Source organism: Prevotella herbatica, assembly GCF_017347605.1.
In the GTDB taxonomy this organism is placed as follows: Bacteria; Bacteroidota; Bacteroidia; order Bacteroidales; family Bacteroidaceae; genus Prevotella; species Prevotella herbatica.
In genome coordinates this window covers 3,313,374-3,330,980 of sequence record NZ_AP024484.1, presented here as the reverse complement: position 1 = coordinate 3,330,980, position 17,607 = coordinate 3,313,374, and the positions used below count along the sequence as shown (strand labels likewise).

At 35.7% G+C, this 17,607-nt stretch carries 11 protein-coding genes; 2 read left to right on the top strand and 9 right to left on the bottom strand.

The window, feature by feature from the left end; genetic code table 11:
• The 4 genes from dnaJ to prwr041_RS12820 all read right to left on the bottom strand — a co-directional run bounded on the left by dnaJ (position 1) and on the right by prwr041_RS12820 (position 4,339).
• On the bottom strand, positions 1 to 1,173 hold the full coding sequence (dnaJ, locus tag prwr041_RS12835; RefSeq protein WP_207154184.1) for a molecular chaperone DnaJ: 1,173 nt from the start codon (positions 1,171 to 1,173) through the stop codon (positions 1 to 3).
• Positions 1,174 to 1,193: 20 nt separating this feature from the next.
• Entirely contained in the window at positions 1,194 to 1,811 is a 618-nt protein-coding gene (locus prwr041_RS12830; RefSeq protein ID WP_207154183.1) for a nucleotide exchange factor GrpE, read from the bottom strand.
• 108 nt (positions 1,812 to 1,919) lie between these two features.
• On the bottom strand, positions 1,920 to 3,545 hold the full coding sequence (locus prwr041_RS12825; RefSeq protein WP_207154182.1) for an ABC-F family ATP-binding cassette domain-containing protein: 1,626 nt from the start codon (positions 3,543 to 3,545) through the stop codon (positions 1,920 to 1,922).
• Between the two features lie 338 nt (positions 3,546 to 3,883).
• Positions 3,884 to 4,339: an AraC family transcriptional regulator gene (locus prwr041_RS12820; RefSeq protein WP_207154181.1), complete on the bottom strand. Its 456-nt coding sequence runs from the start codon at positions 4,337 to 4,339 to the stop codon at positions 3,884 to 3,886.
• Between the two features lie 410 nt (positions 4,340 to 4,749).
• Between prwr041_RS12820 and prwr041_RS12815 the strand changes: the two genes are divergently transcribed.
• A complete protein-coding gene (locus tag prwr041_RS12815; RefSeq protein ID WP_207154180.1) occupies positions 4,750 to 5,286 on the top strand; it encodes a nitroreductase family protein in 537 nt (178 codons plus the stop codon).
• 233 nt (positions 5,287 to 5,519) lie between these two features.
• Here prwr041_RS12815 and prwr041_RS12810 read toward each other — a convergent pair whose 3' ends face one another.
• The 5 genes from prwr041_RS12810 to prwr041_RS12790 all read right to left on the bottom strand — a co-directional run bounded on the left by prwr041_RS12810 (position 5,520) and on the right by prwr041_RS12790 (position 15,990).
• Positions 5,520 to 7,094 carry an Rne/Rng family ribonuclease gene (locus tag prwr041_RS12810; protein WP_207154179.1) on the bottom strand — a complete coding sequence of 525 codons (1,575 nt, stop codon included), beginning with the start codon at positions 7,092 to 7,094 and terminating at the stop codon, positions 5,520 to 5,522.
• A gap of 223 nt (positions 7,095 to 7,317) precedes the next feature.
• Complete coding sequence (locus prwr041_RS12805; RefSeq protein ID WP_018464664.1) at positions 7,318 to 7,599, bottom strand: HU family DNA-binding protein; 282 nt, start codon at positions 7,597 to 7,599, stop codon at positions 7,318 to 7,320.
• Between the two features lie 248 nt (positions 7,600 to 7,847).
• Entirely contained in the window at positions 7,848 to 10,700 is a 2,853-nt protein-coding gene (locus prwr041_RS12800; RefSeq protein ID WP_207154178.1) for a PD-(D/E)XK nuclease family protein, read from the bottom strand.
• Complete coding sequence (locus tag prwr041_RS12795; RefSeq protein ID WP_207154177.1) at positions 10,697 to 13,930, bottom strand: UvrD-helicase domain-containing protein; 3,234 nt, start codon at positions 13,928 to 13,930, stop codon at positions 10,697 to 10,699. The genes prwr041_RS12800 and prwr041_RS12795 overlap by 4 nt, the downstream gene beginning before the upstream one ends.
• Positions 13,930 to 15,990, bottom strand: coding sequence for a DUF5686 family protein (locus prwr041_RS12790; RefSeq protein ID WP_207154176.1), 2,061 nt, complete (start codon positions 15,988 to 15,990; stop codon positions 13,930 to 13,932). The genes prwr041_RS12795 and prwr041_RS12790 overlap by 1 nt, the downstream gene beginning before the upstream one ends.
• A 125-nt stretch (positions 15,991 to 16,115) precedes the next feature.
• On the opposite strand from prwr041_RS12790, the gene prwr041_RS12785 reads away from it, so the two are divergent.
• Positions 16,116 to 17,606: a glycoside hydrolase family 10 protein gene (locus tag prwr041_RS12785; RefSeq protein ID WP_207154175.1), complete on the top strand. Its 1,491-nt coding sequence runs from the start codon at positions 16,116 to 16,118 to the stop codon at positions 17,604 to 17,606.
• The last annotated feature ends 1 nt before the right edge of the window (position 17,607 follow it).

Here is a 17,607-nt window from a genome sequence, read left to right as displayed (position 1 = left end):
TCAATTGAAATAGTTTTTAAACTTTTGGAAGATGGTTTGCTTTGTGTTAGCATCGCCCTTAAAGTTATCACTATCCTTGAATTTTTCTATTTCTTTTCTTTCGTCTTTTTCAAGCGTCTTAGGAACATATACACTTATATTGACTACCAAGTCTCCCATGCCGCTGCCATATCCTTGCACGGCTGGCAGACCTTTTCCTCTTAATCTAAGAGTCTTTCCTGGTTGTGTGCCAGCGTCTATCTTAACTTTAACCTTTGTTCCCTGAATGGTAGGAATTTCAACTTCACCTCCAAGTGCAGCTGTAGGGAAATCAAGCAACAAGTTGTATATTAGGTCTTTATCATCGCGAACAAATGTATCGTTATCTTGTTCCTCAATATATACTTGAATGTTTCCGTTTACTCCGTTATGAGGACCAGCATTACCTTTGCCTGGTACATTTACTACCATACCTTGGGCTACACCTGCTGGTATCTGTATCTCAACAACTTCTTCTCCTTTTACGACGCCAGAACCGCCACACTCTTTACATTTATTTTTTATAACTGTACCTTCTCCGTGGCATTCAGGACATTCTGTTTGTGTCTGCATCATACCCAGCATTGTGCGCACGGTCTTCATTACGACTCCATGTCCGCCGCAAGTCTTGCAAGTCTCGCTTGAACTTCCGTTTTCAGCACCAGTACCATGGCAATGACTACATTCAACATCCTTTCTTAACTTGAATTTCTTCGTTACGCCTGTAGCTATTTCCTGAAGAGAAAGAGTAACTTTCAATCTCAGGTCGTTACCACGATATTGTCTTGCGTGACCTTGCTGACCTCCTCCAAAGCCACCAAAGCCTCCGAATCCACCACTGTGTCCACCGAATATGTCACCAAACATAGAGAATATATCGTCCATGTCCATGCCTCCGCCATTGAATCCTCCAAATCCACCGGCTCCTTGTGGTCCATCGAATCCGAATTGGTCATAGGAAGAACGCTTCTGTTGGTCATGAAGTATATCATAAGCTTCGGCTGCCTCTTTGAATTTCTCTTCAGCCTCTTTGTTTCCCGGATTTCTGTCTGGGTGATATTTGATGGCAATCTTTCGGTATGCCTTTTTTATTTCATCATCTGTGGCAGTTTTTTGAACGCCAAGAACTTCGTAATAATCTCTTTTTTGTGCCATTGATTATTTCTGTTTATATGTTACTGTCCTACGGCTACTTTAGCATGTCTGATAACTTCGTCATTCATTGTATATCCACTTTGTACGCAGTCAATGACCTTTCCTTTCTTGTCATCACCCATTCCTGGAACCATAGCAATAGCCTCATGAAAATCTGTATTGAAATCTGCATCCTCAGTTTCAATCTTCTTCACGCCTAAACTTTCAAGAGTTTTAATGAATTTATTATCTATCATCTTTACGCCTTCCTTTATGGCAGTGGGATCCTCGCTCTTATCCATAGCAGCACGCTCTAAGTCGTCAACTACTGTCAGTATTTCTTTTATTACCCTCTTGCCACCATTAAGAACAAGCTCTGACTTCTCTTTTGCTGTACGCTTTCTAAAGTTATCAAATTCAGCAATAGTGCGCAATAATTGATCTTTAAGTTTTGCGTTTTCCTCTTTAAGAAGTTCTACAGGATCTTTTTCCTCAGCAGTTTCTGTATCTTCTTCTTTGTCGTTATCTTCTGCGCAATCTGCATTTTTGTCAGTCTCTTTGGCAGTATCGTTGTCAGTTTGTGTATTACAAGCTGTATTACCGTCAAGAGTTTCTTTGTCTAAATTCTCTGTATTTACGCTATTTTCTTGTTTTGCCATAATAATAATAATTTTTATATGGTATGTGCAATAATCATGCCATAGGAAAAGGTCTTCTCTATTTTAAATGGGAGAAGACCTTTTGCTTATTATATGATTACAATATTTTTATTGCTTTCCATACATTTTTAATCTCTGTTCCTTGATGCTCTCGTCATGAATAAACTCATCATAAGGCATCAACTTATCTATAGTTCCGTTTGGTGTCAATTCTATTATTCTGTCGGCCACAGTCTTAATGAATTCGTGGTCATGACTTGAGAATAATACGTTGCCTTGGAATTGTACAAGATTGTTGTTGAATGCCTGGATACTTTCAAGGTCCAAATGGTTTGTAGGAGTGTCAAGAATAAGACAGTTTGCATTTTGAAGTTGCATTCTAGCAATCATACATCTCATTTTTTCACCTCCTGAAAGAACGTTCACTTTCTTAAGAACTTCCTCGCCGCTAAACAACATTCTTCCAAGATAGCCCTTCATCATAACCTCATTGCCTGTGCCATATTTGCCTAGCCAGTCTACAAGGTTTTCGTCGCTCTTGAAAAAGTCAGTGTTGTCAAGTGGGAGATAGGCTGTAGTGATTGTCACTCCCCATTTATATTCTCCTGCATCAGCCTTGCGATTACCATTGATAATATCAAACAATGCTGTCATTGCTTTAGGGTTATGGCTCAAGAATACAACTTTCTGTCCCTTCTCTATATTAAAGTTTATGTCATCAAACAAAACTTTTCCGTCTGGATCGAGGGCTTTCAACTTCTCTACTTCCAGAATTTGGTTACCTGGTTCACGCTCCATCTGGAAGATAATTCCTGGATATTTACGGCTTGATGGACGTATTTCATCAACATTCAACTTATCAAGCATCTTCTTTCTTGATGTTGTCTGCTTACTCTTTGCTACATTAGCAGAGAATCTGCGAATGAACTCTTCCAACTGTTTGCGCTTTTCATCAGCTTTCATCTTCTGGTTCTGTGCCTGACGTAATGCAAGCTGTGAACTTTCATACCAGAAAGAGTAGTTGCCAGAGAATACGGTTACTTTTCCGAAATCTATATCTATAGTCTGAGTTGAAACAGTGTCAAGGAAGTGACGGTCGTGACTAACAATGAGCACAGTCTGACTTTCATCTATCTCACCAAGATAATCTTCTAGCCATTCTACTGTGTCCAAGTCCAAGTCATTGGTAGGCTCATCGAGTAGGAGGTTGTCTGGTTTTCCAAACAAAGCTTTGGCAAGCATTACGCGTACCTTTTCATTATTGCTAAGTTCAGACATCATCTTCTGATGCATGTTATCAGGAATACCAAGATTCTGCAATAGCTGTGCGGCATTACTTTCAGCCTCCCAACCATTCATTTCAGCGAATTTTTCTTCAAGTTCTGCTGCTAGGTTACCGTCTTCTTCGGTCATCTCTGCCTTTGAGTACAAGCGGTCACGCTCGTTCATGTTATCCCATAAAGGCTGATGTCCCATCAGTACAGTGTCTATAACACGAAATTCATCGTATTTAAAGTGATCCTGTTCCAATACAGACAAACGCTCGCCCGGACCTAACTCTACGGTTCCGTGATTTGGTTCCAAGTCACCGCTTATTGCACGTAGCAATGTGGATTTTCCAGCACCGTTGGCACCGATAACTCCATAAATATTACCGCGTGTAAACTTGATGTTTACGTCCTTGTAAAGCACTCTCTTTCCGAATTGGATCGCAAGATTTGTAACTGTTATCATTTCTTATTTTCCTCTTTTTATAATACGGGTGCAAAGGTAAGCAAAATAATTCGTATTATTAAATTTTTAGGCGAAATTATCCTTAAAGCTAATGTTACAAAGAGTTTTTATTTCTTATAAAGTTACGTAACTACTGCATCATAACAAAATATTGAAAGACAATTAGTTGCATATTTTAGCGAATACAAAGATAATGGGGACAAAGTAACTGCAGCTCTATTGCAAAGTATTACATTATGGAGGCACAAAATGTGTGTGATGTTTTTGATGACCTTGGTGTCCCACCTAATAAATGATTCTCTGCAAGTAACGTTACTCATATTTTCTTTTATACTTATCTATCTAATAGGCACGCATATCTCGCATAAGTGCTTCCTAATCATTTTCATAGCGTATCGCTCAATGATTGGCTTTGAAAAATCTATGGTATATCCAAGGGTTGATATATCGGTAAACATTGTTGACCAAGCCTGTTGTATGGATTCTGTGGTGTGATCAACAGTAAATACGCAGTATTTTCCTCCACACAGTTCCCTGGTAAGAATATCGTTATCATCTGTATGAAAATCATTTGAAACAACTAAACAGGCATCATAACGACAACTTTCTGGTATCGTTACTTCTGGATTATCAAGAGCTATGCCTAATATAATTGAATCATCTTTCAGATTATTTGTTTGTTTTGCCCACGACTTTAGTTGTTCCATCACAGTTTTACATTCTATACCATAAGCTCCTGTTCTTCGTATATAAGCTATTGAGCAGGGATGCATCGTTTCAGTTCTTGTATCCATTTTAATTTGTTTATAATTCTTTCTGCAAATGTATAACATAATATTATCTGCGCAAAATAGATTTTAAAATAATTTTGATAGTATCGGCGAATTGGTACCAACGTCCATTTTGGTTCTGTTCATTAAGTTTAACCACTTATCTTTGCACAAAGTAAAGCAGAACTAAAAAAACTTGGTGCTGATGCAGCGTTATCGTCAGAAAATGTGTCTATTACGTGAAAAATTTCTCCAAAAGAGGTTTGTTTTCAGATTTTGTTGCTACTTTTGCCATGTCAGTTGTTTGCTATATTAGTTTATTTCGCAGCACTAAGATAGGTAAAATTTCTGGCATGGCCGAGTATATGTAAACTTTTGTATATCAAACACTTGTCCTATTTATCAATAAAAACACTGCGGAATTAAGGATAAATATGAAAGCAATCGAGAATAGAAGAAGTATAAGAAAATACAAAGACCAACCAATTGACGAAAAATTGCTTCTTGAGATAATTAGAAATGCATCACTCGCACCTTCAGGAAATAATACACAACCTTGGAATTTTATTATTGTTGATAATCTTGAAACTAGAAAGGAAATATCTATTGTTTGTCATAATCAAAAATGGATGAATACAGCCCCTGTTTTTATTGTATGTGTTGCAGACATTAAATGTAGAGTAAAAGAAACTGAAAAAATAAATCTGGATGAGGAAACAAGTATTTTTGAATTAAAACAAATTATTAGGGATACAGCAATATCTGTAGAACATATAGTTATAGAGGCAACAGAATTGGGATTAGGGACTTGTTGGGTAGCATGGTATGAGCAAAAAGAAATAAGACAATTATTAGGGATACCAAACGATAAATATGTTGTTGGAATAATAACGATTGGGTATTCAGATGAGAATCCAAAACAAAGGCCTAGGAAGGATATAGAGGATATAATACATAAAAATAGATGGTAGGATTTCCTGCCTCATCCTCAGGACGTTCGACACGAAAACGAAAAAGTAGAAAGGGCGGGGGAAACCTTTAGCTAACACGCAGTACATGCTTCTCACTTAAATCTTGGTAGCTCGTCGGGGTTCGCTCCGCTACACTGTACCTCACCGATGCTCAGCGCAACGTCGTGTACCTAGACCGTTAGCGGTTATTATACAAAAAAATAAGCGTCACAGATAATCTGCAACGCTTATTTTTATTTTGTTTCTATTTCTTCTTTCATATCAATAAACTCGCCCTTGCTATCATAGAATTCATATTGCAAGAAAGCCAGTTTTTGTGAAGGAATAATATGCACCCCAAAACCATATTTTAATTGCCATTTACGCTTTAGGGAAATAAATCCCTTGTCGATAAATGCAGCAACATACGGATGGACATGCAAATAGAATTTAGAGACGCCAATCTTGTTAACTAGGTTGTCTATTTTTCTCTCAAGTTGATCTGTAAACAAAATGCTAGACTTTATTTTACCTGACCCATTACATGTAGGACAAGTCTCGTCGACATTAACATCCATTGCTGGACGCACTCGCTGACGCGTAATCTGCATTAAACCAAATTTACTTAGTGGCAGAATATTATGCCTAGCTCTATCTTTCTGCATATTTTTACACATGCGTTCATAAAGCATTTGTCTGTCTTCAGCCAAGTTCATGTCAATAAAATCGACGACTATGATTCCTCCCATATCTCTTAGTCGCAATTGTCTCGCCAGTTCATCGGCTGCGCCAAGGTTTACATCCAAGGCATTAGCTTCCTGTCCATTTTCAGATCTAGAGCGATTTCCACTATTTACATCTACAACATGCAATGCCTCGGTATGCTCAATAATAAGATAAGCACCATGCTTATAATTTATTGTCTTACCAAAGCTTGACTTAATCTGTTTTGTAACGTTGAAGTTATCGAAGATAGGAACTTTACCCGTGTAAAGTTTAACAATACTAGCCTTATCAGGTGAGATAAGGGTTACGTAATGTTTTAGCTCTTCAAATACATCTTCGTCGTTAACATAAATATTTTCGAAACTAGGATTAAATAAGTCGCGTATCATCGCAATGGCTCTTCCTGTTTCTTCAAATGCTAATTGTGGTCGCTTTTGATTTTTTTGAACTTTTACAATAGCGTCCTCCCAACGTTTTGCAAGTACTTTCAGTTCTGTATCAAGTTCAGCAACCCTTTTGCCTTCAGCTACGGTCCTAACGATAACACCGCAGTTTTTAGGTTTAATGCTGTAGATGAGCTGTTTTAGTCTGGCACGCTCTTCGCCACTTTTAATTTTTGACGATACAGAAACCTTATCTCCAAATGGAATAAGAACTAAAAATCTTCCAGCAAAAGACAATTCTCCTGTGAGTCTTGGTCCCTTTGTTGAAATAGGTTCTTTAACTATTTGTACTAAAACATCTTGTCCAACAGTTAATGTCTGTTGAATGCTACCATCTTTTTTAAGATCAGGTTGCTTTGATGCTTTATTGAATAGAAAAGGTTTTTTTCTGTCGCTGTCTACCTGCTTAAGGTATTTACTGTAAGAGTTAAATTGACTACCTAAGTCAAGATAATGAAGAAAAGCGTCGCGTTCATAACCTACATCTACAAAGCAAGCGTTAAGTCCCGGCATGAGTTTCTTAACTTTTGCAGCATAAATGTTACCTACAGAAAAAGATGCCTGTCTTGGCTCATTCTGATACTCTACAAGGTTTTTATCCTCCAGCAGAGCAATCGAAATCTCTTTTTCTCTAACGTCAATTACAACTTCGCTGGTCATTTTTTCTGTTAATCTTTTCTTAAGTTATACAAAGAGGGCATGTCACAGCTTCCTGGTGGATGCATTGACATGCCCCTAAGTCCTAATAGGCTGCCGAGCGCTTATTTGCTCTTATGTCTATTCTTACGTAATCTCTTCTTACGCTTGTGAGTAGCCATCTTGTGGCCCTTCTTCTTCTTTCCGTTTGGCATAATTTTAAATTTTTTAAAATATAATGATTTAATTATTCATTCTTCATTAACTCAACAAATGACTTTGCAGGCTTAAAGCTTGGTAGATCATGAGCATCTATAGTCATCGTGGTATTCTTAAGAATATTGCGAGCGGTCTTGGCTGCTCTGTGCTTTATGACAAAACTACCGAACCCACGCAGGTATACATTTTCTTTTTTTTCAAGTAAACTGTTTTTGATAGTCTCCATGAAACCTTCAACAACAGCTGTAACATCTTTTTTCTGTACGCCTGTTGCTAAAGTGATTTCGTTAATGATATCCGATTTAGTCATTTGTATATCTGTATTTATTATTATTTTGTTGTATATTTTTATATGCTTTACCTTTTCAGGTTTGCAAATATACAAGTTTTTCGTTTCATATAAAAATTTATTGCTACTTTTTTACGAATTCCGACACTCTTTTTTTTCAGAAGTGTTTAATTGTCATGCATTTAGCAATTCATATCCACACAAAAGTATATTGAATATTTCTTTGCTGTATTGAATATATGTAAATATTTACGAATAATGTTATTCTATTAACCGCATATAGACTTATAAATGCAAGTTTCGCATCGACTCTTATCTTCAGTTGGCAAAAAGGGTTTGGATGAATCAAGAATTTCTTCTGCCAATTGCTTCAATCCTGCAATAAAGTCATCTTTAAATTGGGCTATATCCATAATTTTTTCTTTATTAAGAAGTAATGTAGGATCGTAATCCTTCGCAAGACTATGTTGAATAAAAAGCAAAGCTGGGCTCACTCTTATATTTTCAGGATTAATATTCTTGTCATCTCTTATTATCAGAGCATATAGCATAGATTGCAAAAAATAGCTAGTATGATTACCAATTTTAGAAGGATCAAAAATATCATCAATAGAGTTTACGATAGCTCTGTTGTTATTGCCAGTTTTATAATCAATTATTCTTATTCTATTATTTCCACCTTCATCAATTTCATCAATTCTATCTATATTACCATATAGCCGTATAGTTTTTTGCTCATTATCTACATTTACGGTTAAATTCATACTAACCGTTTTTTCCAATCCTAAAATACTGAAAGGTGCTAATTTTATGTCTATTCTAATCATCTGTTTCAGATAATCAAGAATAACTTGTCTATTGATTATTTGAAGTCCATTATAGTCAATTCGGATGTTTTTAGGTATTTTAAAGAGTTCATCCTTAAATGCCGCATCAATAATCCTACTAAGTAGCGCCTCATTCTTTACATCATCCTCCAAATCACTCTGATGAACAACAGAACTGTTTATATATTTCTGATAGAACAATTCCGCAGCCTTATGAAAAATATTACCGAATATACGGTTATCAATTTCGTCATCTTCATTGTCAGGTTGTTTTATTCCAGCTATATATCTATAATAATATTGCAATTGGCATCTCAAATAAACAGAAAAGGCGGTAGGCGACATCTTTTCAATAGATCTTATGACAGTCATCACCTTCTCGTCTTTGATAATAGCTTCCTTCTTAGGGGTAAGGGGATTTTGATTAGCATTAACATTCACCTTTTGTATATCGTGATTGCCTTCTACCATAAGCTGCATCATAAATCGGCTCATTTCACCCGTATTCGTATTGCTTGTAGACTTATTATACATTAAAGTAATATCAGTAGCCCTTTGTAATAGACTATGAAAATAGTATGAGTAGATGGCTACCTTGTTGTCAATGGTTGTAAGTCCATAAGCCTTTCTGATAGAATAGGGGATAAAAGAGGAGTCATTGACACCTTTAGGCATATTCCCCTCATTGCATGATAATACCAAAACATGGTCAAAATCAAGATTACGAGTTTCAAGTACTCCCATTATCTGAATACCAACCACTGGCTCTCCATGGAAAGGTATACTTGTTGTTGATATAAGTTGATTTATTAGTTTGGTATACGTTTTTATATCTGCTTCAAGATCACCTGACTTAATCAAATCTCCCAACCTGTTAAGCAATGTATACATTCTGAACAATGATTCCTGCATTAAAGGATCTGATTCATTTTCTTGCGAAAAGTTATTGCCGACAAGTTGTAACACTTCGGTTAACCAGATATTGAGAGATAGAATATTCAGATTATCTTCTTTGAAAATCAAAGAAAGTCCTTCGTCCTTAGACAGATCTGCAGAGGACTGATAAAATGTGCGCAGTTGTTTGTAATCATCCAGTATGTTTTGAGCTTTATCTGACACATATTTTATATAAGGATGTCGTAGCAACGTTTCAACCCATTTCATTCTGTATTTCCCAATGTCAGAGCGGTATCCCATTGTTCTTAGCGATATAAGCATCTTTACAAAAGAAGATACGGGCGACTGCTGAAGCGGATAACCTGTTGTAATATTAACATTATCCACTTCTGAAGGAATACAATGTATGACTGTCTGTAAGAGCTTTTCATCAGCTAATACAATGGCTGTTAGTTTGCCATCTTTATACCTGTCGTTATCAGTCAACCATTTTGATATATATCTGGCTTGTATGTTTTCAGTAGTAGCACTAAGATATTTGATATCTTTTTTACCGTCTAGGTTATGATATATATCAGAATTTGAAATATCAAGTTCGTTAGGGAAGTATTTTAAATACTGCCTAATATACGTGCCGGCTTCATGATTGACAACACCACGGGCTTTCATGAAATAGTCATCAAAATCCCAATAGAATTTTGCACGTCCCTGCTTCATCAATCTGCTGCACATTTCTTGTTCAACCTTCTGCATCATGTTGAAACCAACAAACAGATAATTATCATATTTAAAGTCCAAGTTTTCTGTTTCAACTACTTCACGATATAATGCGCCTTCGTAAGCGATGTTTTGTGCTGCAAGTCGCTTTTTATAACTGCTATAAATGTTATCGAAATTACTCCATAGAGTAAGGAACTTACGTTTAATCTCTGAGTCTTGTTCTTCGCTAAAGTTACTAAAGAACTGTTTTAATATATCTTTCTGTGAATCTGTAAGATATGATAAATCATCAAACTCATGAATATCCTTCAGATTGGCAAATACTTTTTGTGAATCTGCCATGTTCTTATCAATATCATCAAAATCAGCCAGCATCAATTGTCCCCAACCATAGAACATATCTAGGGTTTCATTCATCCCTGTGCATTCATTATATGTCTTATGCAAATCACAGATAAGTTTTATCTGTTCACCAACAGTCTTATCTGAATGATTACGGAACAAATCACTAATTGTAATATAAGTAGGACTCCATATTGGTTTGTCAACCAATCTAGCCAGTTCCTCATTCAAAAACAAAGCAGCACGTTTGTTTGGAAATACAACAGCTATACGTGATAGGTTGGTTCCATATTTCTTTATGATGTCTTCTGCAACGAAGTGTAAGAATGTTCTCATTTTATTTCAATTATATTTTTAGAGTAAATATACCACAAGTAACCATTTACATCAGAATATCCCATATCGTGTAATAGTTGCATGTATTCCTTGACTTGAACCTTATGTTCTTCTCTAGGTGCGGCAAACTTAAAATCGACTACCATCATCTTTTTGCCATCTGTCATAACTCTATCTGGACGCTTTGTCTCAACTTTGTTATTTTCTGGATTTACTTTTAATATAGCACATTCATTAAATACTTGCCATTTATCAGAAAACCACTCTTTAACTAATTTATTGTCAAAGCTGTCACGAAGCATTTTCTGTAATTTATCTGATGTTATATTATTGTCGTAAACTACGCCTTCTTCTTCCAACTTTCTTAAAGAGTAATCTATATCTTTCTCTGTCTTTATTTCAGAAAGAATTGAATGCATGACATTACCGACATTTATAAATTCTTTTTTCTGTATAGCTTGTTCGTCTTCTATGCCAGCTTTAACAAATTCATCGCTCTTATTACTTTGTCTGAATTTTACATTGTTTTTATGACTAGTAATGCTTAGTGTTTCGTTTTTTGAAACGCTTCTAAATATATTACCATCATTATTCTTTTCTTTTACAGACAAGTCTTGGGGTAATTCGCCAAATTCAAACTCTATAGATTGTTGATAATCGTTGTAATCACCATCAACTTGAGTCCCAAGGATTTTGCCTACATTACCTAAACATTCTTCTATGATAGCAGATCTAGTTGTGCCGTTCTTATCACGTTTGCCATATATATAAAGCCCCATTTCTGCTCTTGTAAATGCAACATACAGTAAGTTTAAATTGTCTACCATATTCTGCAAGTGCTCATGCGCATAGTCCGCTTCGTAAATAGATCCTAACATTTGTTTTTTACTAAAATCAATCGGAACAACTGGTAGTTCATTATACGGCGAAACATTAGGCTGGCACCATATCACATTATTCTTTTCAAGTTTCCAATCGCAAAACGGCATAATAACAAATCTAAATTCCAATCCCTTACTTTTATGAATTGTAATTAATCTAATGCCATTTTCATCACTGCTTTGTATTGAACTATTATGAATATTGTCATCCCATTTAATCAAGAAATCTCTCAAGTCGGGTATTCCGTCTTGCATATACTCACTAAGTTTATCGTAGAAAGCGCAAACGTATGCATTCTGGCTATCAAGAATACTTAAGTCAAAAATAGAGAATAGTTCCTCAGCTAAGTCCATCAATGGTAATCCCAACAGGGCATCTTTGTTACTAAGAAATGTTTTTGGTAAAAGCGATTCTGAATATTCTTTACCTTGAAATATATCATTATCTTTTAGAGCATTACCCTTAATTGATTTAATATATGCTTTAACTAATGATGCTAACACAATTTCATCATCCGGCATAGCCAAAACCTTCATTGCATAGACAATGATATTAACAGCTTGAGAAGCATCCAAATGAAAAGCCTCATCAGATACCAATTGAACTTCAGGCATATTTTGCATGAAATAGTCACCAACAAGTCTTATCAATGGGTTGGTCCTTACCAGAATAGCAATATCCTTATCAGCTACACCTAAAGTTTTCAGCTCTCTCACTTTTTCTAATGTTTGAGCAAGCATACTTTCGGTATAGTCCTCGTCTGGCAATAATTTTATTTCAACCTTACCGGTGTTTTCTTTATCTTTATTTTCCGGAATTTGCTGTTCTACATCAGCATAAGCCTTTTTCATCTGTTCAGCTTCCTCGCCACAAATGTCTGATAACTCATTATATTCTACATCGCTAGCATATTTGAAAAATTCATTATTAAACTTTACTATATTTTTTGATGAACGGTAGTTTGTTGCCAGACTACATTCAGAAACTTCACCTTCGCTGAATTGTTTGTCTATATCGTTTAAAAGTCTCCAATCTCCAGAACGCCATCGGTAAATACTTTGCTTTACGTCTCCAACGATAAGATTTTTACCTTCACGGCTCATTGTTTCTTTCAATAACACCTTGAAGTTTTCCCATTGTACAGTGCTGGTATCCTGAAACTCATCAATCATTATATTTTCAAGCTGTGCACCTATTTTTTCAAAGATAAATGGCGAATCAGAATCTTCTATCATCGAACTGAGCAATGTTTGTGTATCGCTAAGCATAAAACGATTCACCTCATTATTCAACTCGGTTACTTTGTCACCTATAGATCCCAAAAGGCGCAACTGGCTTAGATGGCGTAGCGTAAGGTCTGCACTCTTATATAATTTTACCTGCTTTATCCTGATGTTTTCTGCATTATTAAGCATCTGCATCAGGGTGTCGCATACTAAATCGTAAATAGGTTCACCTGGTTTAGCTAGCTTTTTAACTACCCATTTCTCAGGAACAGATACTGCTTCTTGTGCGGTCGGATTAAATATTTTTTCATCATCAACAAAATTACCGCTTTTTAATTTAATGAAATATCCACAGGGACCAGAAGACTTGCGCGAAAAGTCATCAACTGAGAAGCCATTTTTCTCAAGAGTATCAAAGAAATTATCAGCAACCTCAGCCAGTTGTGTCTTGGCTTTATTTCTTATGCTCCTTAACTTTTGACTATAGTTCTTGAAGAAATCTTTTTGTTCAAGGATTTGTGAAAGTTCTTTCTGATTTTTCTTATAGTAGTCTTTGAATATATTTAAACCGAAATTCTTAATTTGTGAAATCACATTCCATGATTTGTCATCTTCTATGTTTTCATGGATATAATCAAGTATCCAATATAGTAGAAGCGAAGTTTCATCAAGACTCTCTATAAGTTCGTCAACAGCTTGTTGTTCTACTTGTGCATCATTAAGTTCAATCTTAAGATTAGCAGAAAGATCAAGTTCTTTTGCTAGATTTCTCAATACTGTCTGAAAAAACGCATCGATTGTCTCAACACGGAAATAATTGTAATTGTGTATTAGCAGTTGTAATGAAAGCCATGCACGATCACGTATTTGCTGTTCGCTGAAAACAGACGATTCTTTTATCTTTTCCAACAACGCCTCCGAGTTCTTCAATCCTTTTGCAATACCATACAAATCACTTAAGATTCGCATTTTCATCTCTTCTGTAGCCTTGTTTGTAAAAGTTACAGCAAGAGTTTGCCTAAATGATTGCGGATTTTCCACTAATAGCTTGATATATTCTAAAGCTAAAGTGAAAGTTTTTCCTGAGCCTGCACTGGCTCTATATACAGTTAAATTTTTCATTACCAATGTCTAAATAGTTCAAAACCGAATTTACATCCAAACTCTTTTACTTGACCGCTATCATTGCTGAGAAATACTCCCATTGAAAAGAGTCGGGTCGTGAACCCGTATCCCAATTCTATATATGGTTTGCAATCTTGTGAACCAAGAATACTAGCATAAATTCTTTCCATTTCAATAAAATGCCCTAATACAGGAATGTGTGCACAAAAAAGCAACTGATTTTCATACGTTATATTTGCGCGCGTATACCATTTGGAATCGTTATATTTATTTGAGTTAAGAAGTTCAAATTCTCCGCTCCAATCATCATTCCAACCACCAGGAATGTGATTTTCTCTGAAATTACTATAATCAAGGAAGTAAGTGTGTTCGCCTTTCAAAGTATAGAAACCACTTCCTAATCTCATTTGCAGGGTTTCAAGTCGCTTTAATTTTAACTTCCATTGTGCGTCAAATTCCATTCTCTCGTAATTGATGTTGCCACCAAGAAATCCTTTTATTCCACGTTCGTAGTCTATCTCTACACTTGGACCATTCCAGCCGATAGGGCGATATTGCAATTCTACGAGTGGAGCTACTGAAACATATCCTTCAGGCATCCCTGCAAGTTTGTATCCAACTTTGTCAACTGCCAATCTGTTATGAAATATAACTCCTGCCTGTAAACCTATGTAATCATTAAAGTCATAATTGTTCACGAACTTAAAGTATCTATCCTTGAAATAAATCATTTTTGCATGATTATTTATGATGGAGTCACCTAATACCTGTTGCGCCTTATCAAGAACTTTACTATTACTTATCCAGTTGCCGTTTCCGAATTCAAATTCCAAGAAACCGTTTTTTCTCTTGTTATACCAAAAAATAGTAGGAACAGTATAGTATAATTGCTTTTGCTTAAATGAATAACCGGCTCTAAAACGTGTTGACAACAAACTGTTAGGTGTAAACATATAGTTTAGTCTGACATCAACCTTATATGTGAATCCACGCCTATGGTCGTACCCCATATAAAGAGGGTTGAGGATTGGATTAATTTTAAGATAACCTTCGTTATTCTTTCCGAAATTACTTTTTATCCTGTTTACAACATTATCACCAACAATATCCCAAAGCACCTTCTTTATTTTATTCTCATTTCTATTTACACTGGTGGAATCAACGGAATCTTTCTTAGCATTTGTTTCTTTATCAATCTTGTAAAGTAGTGATTCGTCAGAAGTAAGCGGCACAGGACGTACCAATGCAAGAATATCCTTTTGATTTTTTATGCTATCCGATACCAACTGTGGTAAACCATAAAAAGCTTGGAATTGTCCTTCGGTTACATTACCAAAGAATCTGAATCTGCATAAGAGTTTCACATCAGTAGGGAGTAATGACTTGATTCCTTCTTCTCCCATGTTTATATCGAGAGAGAAATTGACCATATCGTATTCCCCTTTCATGCTTGCACTAATAATTCTACCGGAACTATAATCAATTAAAGCCTGCCCCTTAATAAGTTGGGTGTTGTTCATCTTTGGCTTGAAGTCAATTTTAGCAGTGCCATTAAGTAAAAAGGTAACAAGGTATTTATAATAAATTCTGTTTACAGAATTAAATGGTGACAATATATCTCCATTAAATATGGTAGGACTATATATTTCCGGTGTAAGATACTTCAATACGGTGGTCATCGTATTCCTATTGTGCGGAATAGTAGACAACTCCGTAATCTTTTCTACGTTATAATTATTGAATCCTTTGAAGTTTATCTTTTCATAAGTTTCACCTAGATATCTTCGCTTTCCACCATGGGCAACCGACCACATTGTAGGAACAGCAAGCAAAGTTATATTACGTTTCTTTATGAACAGAGAGTATTTGGTATAAGAGTAAGCACTATATTCTGGTATGTTGACAGTGTCAATGCTACTTTCGTATTTGAAAATTCGATTCAACAACATTTTGTCAGGACGAGTTTTATCGCTCGCCTTGACGCCTATTGTACTATACAGTATGATCAATACTACCGTAAAACATCTGATATATATGCTAGATAATCGTGTTTTCATTTTATCTTAGCGACAAAATTATAAAAAAGGCTTTAAATCACCAAATTTATGCATCTTTTTAATGAACTTAGTTAGTATTCTTTCTTTTTTTAGTATTTTTGCATTTACAAAAATATAATTATATAATGAATCGCAGATTACTATTTATTTTATTATTATCAGTGTTAAATATATCCGTGTTTCACGCTCAACAGAAAAGAGAATTCCGTGGAGCATGGATACAGTGCGTTAATGGACAATTTATAGGGCTTGGCACTGAAGGTATGCAACAGACACTAAGAAGTCAACTTGACGAGATGCAACGCGACGGTGTTAATGCAGTTATATTTCAAGTAAGGGCAGAATGTGATGCCCTATATCAAAGTAATTACGAACCTTGGAGTAGATTTCTTACCGGACAGCAGGGTGTTGCCCCACAACCATATTGGGATCCTTTGAAGTGGATGATAGATGAATGTCATAAAAGGGGTATGGAGCTCCATGCTTGGATAAATCCTTATCGTGCAAAGACAAAGACAACATCTGTGTTGGCATCCAGTCATATTGCAAATACACATCCTGAACGTGTATTTGAATATGATAATCAATATATTCTAAATCCAGGACAACCAGAAAATAGAGAATATATTTGTAAGATAGCTGCTGATATTACTCGTAGATATGATATAGACGGTTTTCACATAGATGATTACTTCTACCCATATCCAGCACCTGGACAGACTATTCCAGATGATAAAGAGTTTCAAAAATACAATAATGGAATTAAAGATAGAGGAGATTGGAGACGATACAACGTTAATCTTTTTATCAAACAATTGTCTGACAGCATACATGCCGTAAAACCTTGGGTTAAATTTGGAGTTTCTCCTTTCGGTATTTATAGAAACAAGAAAAGCTCTCCTATAGGAAGTCAAACCAGCGGACTACAAAACTATGATGATTTGTATGCTGATGTTTTATTATGGGTAAATAATGGATGGGTTGACTATTGCGTTCCACAATTATATTGGCAAGTAGGGCATAGCTCTGCAGATTATGAAGAACTAATTAAATGGTGGAATAGATATGCAAGTAACCGACCATTATATATTGGTGAAGATGTAGAAAGAACTGTGAAATTTGCTGATCCGCAAAATCCGCAGAGCAATCAATTGCCATATAAGAGACGCCTTCACGATGAGATGAGAAATGTAGACGGAACAGTGCTATGGTATGCAAAATCTTTTGTTGATAATATCGGTAATTATGCATCTACAATGCGTACCACTTATTGGCGCAATCCTGCATTACAACCTCTTATGCCATTTATTGATTCAAAAGCTCCTAAAAAGCCTCGTGGGGTTAAACCTGTTTGGACAAAAGATGGTTATGTGCTTTTCTGGCGTGCTCCAAAAGGAAAGAATTGGGGTGACATCGCTTCTAAATATGTTATATACAGATTTAATAAGGGTGAAAATATTGACATATCTAATCCGTCAAAAATAGTAAGCATTACACCTGAAACTTTTTATAAACTGCCTTATGAAGACGGTAAAACAAAATATACTTATATTGTTACTGCTCTTGATAGAATGAGTAATGAAAGTAAGATAGCAAAGAAGAAAATCAAATTGTAAA